This is a genomic window from Stenotrophomonas sp. P5_A8 (genome assembly GCF_056400545.1).
Map to the genome: position 1 here is coordinate 1 of NZ_JBFULB010000339.1, position 4,132 is coordinate 4,132.

General features: G+C 66.5%; 2 protein-coding genes. Both read right to left on the reverse strand.

Annotated features, from left to right (window positions below):
- Nucleotides 1-557 precede the first annotated feature (557 nt).
- A complete protein-coding gene (locus AC1DQP_RS17545; protein ID WP_457321605.1) occupies nt 558-1,337 on the reverse strand; it encodes a flagellar brake protein in 780 nt (259 codons plus the stop codon).
- A 225-nt stretch (nt 1,338-1,562) separates the two neighbouring features.
- Complete coding sequence (locus AC1DQP_RS17550; RefSeq protein ID WP_478052104.1) at nt 1,563-3,803, reverse strand: methyl-accepting chemotaxis protein; 2,241 nt, start codon at nt 3,801-3,803, stop codon at nt 1,563-1,565.
- Between the last annotated feature and the right edge of the window lie 329 nt (nt 3,804-4,132).

Genomic DNA, 4,132 nt, shown 5'->3' on the forward strand with positions numbered 1-4,132 from the left:
CGCTGCTGGCGGCAGTTAGGTTGCGGTCGGTCATCGATGGAAGCCGGGGTGGGGCGTGGCGGTTGAAAACCCGGGCGTCACGCTGGTTATCGGCCTGGATGGGGGCGACTTTAGAGGGGGTGTGGCGAGCGAGGTCCAGCGATTCGCTGCTGACGCGCGCCGCCCGCCCTGACACCTTGCCGCGACCGGATGGGAGAAGCCGCCCCGATGATTGGGGGAGGGTAGTGCCGAGCCATGCTCGGCACCTCAACCAAACCCCCAATGCCCCGCGTGCTCTTGATCTCAACGCGGTGAAAGCGATCTCTCGAAGGCCGGTACGGGTGGGTTGGCGGGACCGTCATGCGCCATGGATGGCGTATGCGAGCTTACAGGGGTGAAGGCGCATTGCTTGCGAGGCACTGCCTCGCATACGACTGAACGGACAGCCGCCAGCGGCTGGACCGGGCCGCGGAGCGGGACTTGCAGCGTGTCCCGCCAACCCACCCGTACCGACCCGGCGCGGCACACTCGCACCGCTGCTTGGCCGTTGCCGTTGCCGCTGGCAAAAAACCAATCCCTCAACTCTCCCCGTTCTTGCGCGCACTGCGCTGCCGGTCGATGCGGAAGATATAGCGCTGGATCGCGCTGTCCCCACCGCGCGGCAGGTTGTCAAAGCGCATCCCCACGCGCTTCATCTCCACCCCGTTGGGCAGCTTCACCGCCAGCTGGTTGCAGACGATCAACGACACCTCCAGCGGACCGCTGTCGGGCATGTCCAGCCGCGCCTGGTAGCGCTTCTGCATTGAAAACACATTGCAGTCCGGCGGCACCGTCACCGCCAGGCCACCGCCGCTGATGTCCACCACCCGCAGGTTCAGCGCCTCGCTGCGATCCTCGTTGACCGGAAAACGCACGTGCGGCGAATCGGTGATCGGCGTCTCCAGCCGGTACAGCTCACGCCGCTGCAGATGCACCAGCTCACTGGGGAAGGCCACCCGGAAGGCCACATGGCCGCTGCCGCCGGTCCGTTCAAGATGATCCAGCCGGAACCGCACCATCACCCGGTCCAGCTGTGCAAAACACAGCAGATGCCCGGCCTCTTCGGCCGCCCGGTTGGCGGGCTCGGAGGGACTACCGTCCAGCAATAGCCAATCCTCGTCCTCGTCCAGCTCCAGGATCGCCGTCGGGAAGGACTGGTCGCGGCCGCCCAGGTGCGCGTTGATCAGCGAACGCTGGTCGATCAGCGCCTGCAACAACTGGCGGATCTGCCGGGGATTGCGGACCAGGTAACGATCATCCGTGCCGTCATCGTGGGCGGCATGGGTTCCGTCGTGTGCGTCAAGGCTGCCTTCGGACATGGACTCTTGCTGTGTTGGGCGGGCGCCGTCGGCGAAGATTGCCGGGGCTCTGTCCGTTTATCGGCAGTAGTTCACGTTTATGTAGGGGGAATTGTGCGCCGTCCGACTGCGCTGTCCGGCCAGGTCGGCATCAGTCGCACCGTGACGCGGTATGTCGGCGTGCAAAACGACGACACCCCGCCGGAGCGGGGTGTCGTGGGCATCACGCAAACCAACGGCAGGCCATCAGAACTCCTGCCAGTCGCCTTCGTTGGCCAGCACCGGCTCGCGTACCGCCGTGCGACGCACCGGGGCGGCTGCCTGGCGGGGGCGCGGTACGGCGGCGGCCGGGGCGCGGGCGGCCGCGACTGCCGCGCTGGCCGACGGCGCGGACTGACCGTCCAGCTTGAACAGCGACACCGCGTCGGTGAGGTGGCCGGCCTGCTCTTCCATCGAGCGCGCGGCGGCGGTGGCTTCTTCGACCAGGGCCGCGTTCTGCTGGGTGGTCTCGTCCATCTGGGTGATGGTCTGGTTGACCTGTTCGATGCCCGCCGACTGCTCCTGCGAGGCCGCCGAAATCTCGGCCATGATGTCGGTCACCCGCTGCACCGAGGCGACGATCTCGCCCATCGTTTGGCCGGCCTGGTTGACCAGTGCCGAGCCCTCGGCGACCTTGCCGACCGATTCATCGATCAGGCCCTTGATCTCCTTGGCGGCGCTGGCCGAGCGCTGGGCCAGGGTGCGCACTTCCGAGGCCACCACGGCAAAGCCACGACCCTGTTCGCCGGCACGTGCCGCTTCCACCGCGGCGTTCAGCGCCAGGATGTTGGTCTGGAAGGCGATGCCGTCGATGACGGTGATGATGTCGGCGATACGACGCGAGGACGCATCGATTTCATGCATGGTACTGACCACGCGGCCGACCACTTCGCCACCCTGCGAGGCCACGCCATGCGCGCCGATCGCCAGCTGGTTGGCCTGACGGGCGTGCTCGGCGTTCTGGCGCACGGTGGAGGTGAGCTCCTCCATCGAGGCGGCGGTCTCTTCCAGGTTGGCGGCCTGCTGCTCGGTACGACGCGACAGGTCGTTGTTGCCCGAGGCGATCTCGCCGGCCGCCGTGCTGATACTCGAGGAGGCCTGCTGGATGCGACCGACGATCTGGGTCAACTGGGCGACGGTGGAGTTCGCGTCGTCGCGCATGCTGGCGAACACGCCGTGGAACTGGCCCTGCATGCGTGCGGTCAGGTCGCCATTGGCAATCGCCTGCAGCAGGTGCGAGAGCTGGGACAGGTTGCCGTCGGCCACTTCCATCATGGTGTTGAGGTGTTCGATCATCACCCGGAAATCGTGATCGAAGCGCAGCGCATCGCCACGCTGGCTGAAATCGCCCGCGGCTGCCGCCTGGGCCAGCGACTGGATCTGGGTGTTGATCGCCAGCAGGCTGGCCTTGGCCGCGTCCATCGATTCGTGCAGGATCGCGCGGCTGCCCGGCAGGCGGCGCGCATTCTGCGACAGGTCGCCGGCCGCGTACTGGTTGAGTACGGCGATGGCGTCCTTGATCGCGTCCAGGTGGTCGAACACTACCGTGTTGGTGCCCACCGCCAGTTCGCCGTAGACGCCCGGGAAGTCCACCGGCATGCGGTGGGAGATGTCCGGGCCGGCGTGCATGGCCGACATCTGACGGGTTTCATCCGAGTAGCGGCGCAGCATGCTGGTCATCTCGCCGGTGGCCACCAGCATCTGCCCGACTTCATCGGTACTGGTGGCGCGGGTGCTGACGCTGAGGTCGCCCCGGGCGACCGATTTGATGGCATGCACGGCCTGCGACAGCGGACGGGTGATCACGCGCGAGATGACGAAGGCCAGGGCGGCGGCAACCAGCGACAGCAGCACCATGCAGGCGATGATCGCGGTCACGCTGGTGCGGTGGGTGGCGTTGGCCGCATCGATGCGGCCGGCCATGAGGCTGTTGCTGTATATGCCGAGCGCTTTGAGATCCTCGAACAGCTGGCGCCGCGCCGGACGCGATTTGTTGTCGGAGATGTCGCGGGCGGCGGCGGCGTCGCCAGCGGCCACGGCAGCGCGCAGGTCGGTGTTGGCGCGGAAGTAGGCGTCGGTGTCGGCGGCGACCTTGGCATACAACGCGCGCTCGCGATCATTGGCCGGCAGTGCGGCATAGGCGGCCAGCTCATCGCGGACCAGCTTGGCCGAGTCGTCCATGCGCTTGTTGTAATCGGCGACCTTGTCCGGCTGGTCGAGCATGCTGACCTGGGCCAGTTCGTAGGTGCGGAACTCCCCCAGCACCGCGCGCGCTTCGCCCAGGTGCTGAAGGGTTGGGATGTTGTTGCCGGCCATGGCGGCCAGTTCTGCATTGGCGCCGTTGAGGCGGACCAGGGCGAATACGCCCAGGATGACGGTCATCAGGGTCGTGAGCGTAAACCCCACCGCCAGCTTTCGGGCGATGGGCAGATTGTGGAACCACTTCATGGTGTGAACTCCGGGCAGGGCGGTGGCGCACAGCCGTGGGGTGCTGGGCGAAAGGCGTTGCGAGTGCGGATGGGGCGGGGCCGCGTGACGATGGCGTCATCGCTCTCTCGGGATAACGGCGCTGGGCGGTCCTAACTTGAGTGTTCCATGTCACATTTTTTCTGAAAGCGACCCACCGCAGATCCCGCCGCGTTGGTTGCAGAAGCAAGCAATGGCAAGGTTTCCGCTTGAGGCACACACATTGCGCGTCAGTACGCCCGCGTATCGGGAAAGTTCGAGGTCACAGTTTTAAAAGGGGCGCAAATGCGGCCCATAGCCCGGTAGTGCCG

Coding starts and splice junctions, on each gene's coding strand:
- AC1DQP_RS17545 (WP_457321605.1), bottom strand. CDS start 1,337: ATGTCCGAAGGCAGCCTTGACGCACACGACGGAACCCATGCCGCCCAC.
- AC1DQP_RS17550 (WP_478052104.1), bottom strand. CDS start 3,803: ATGAAGTGGTTCCACAATCTGCCCATCGCCCGAAAGCTGGCGGTGGGG.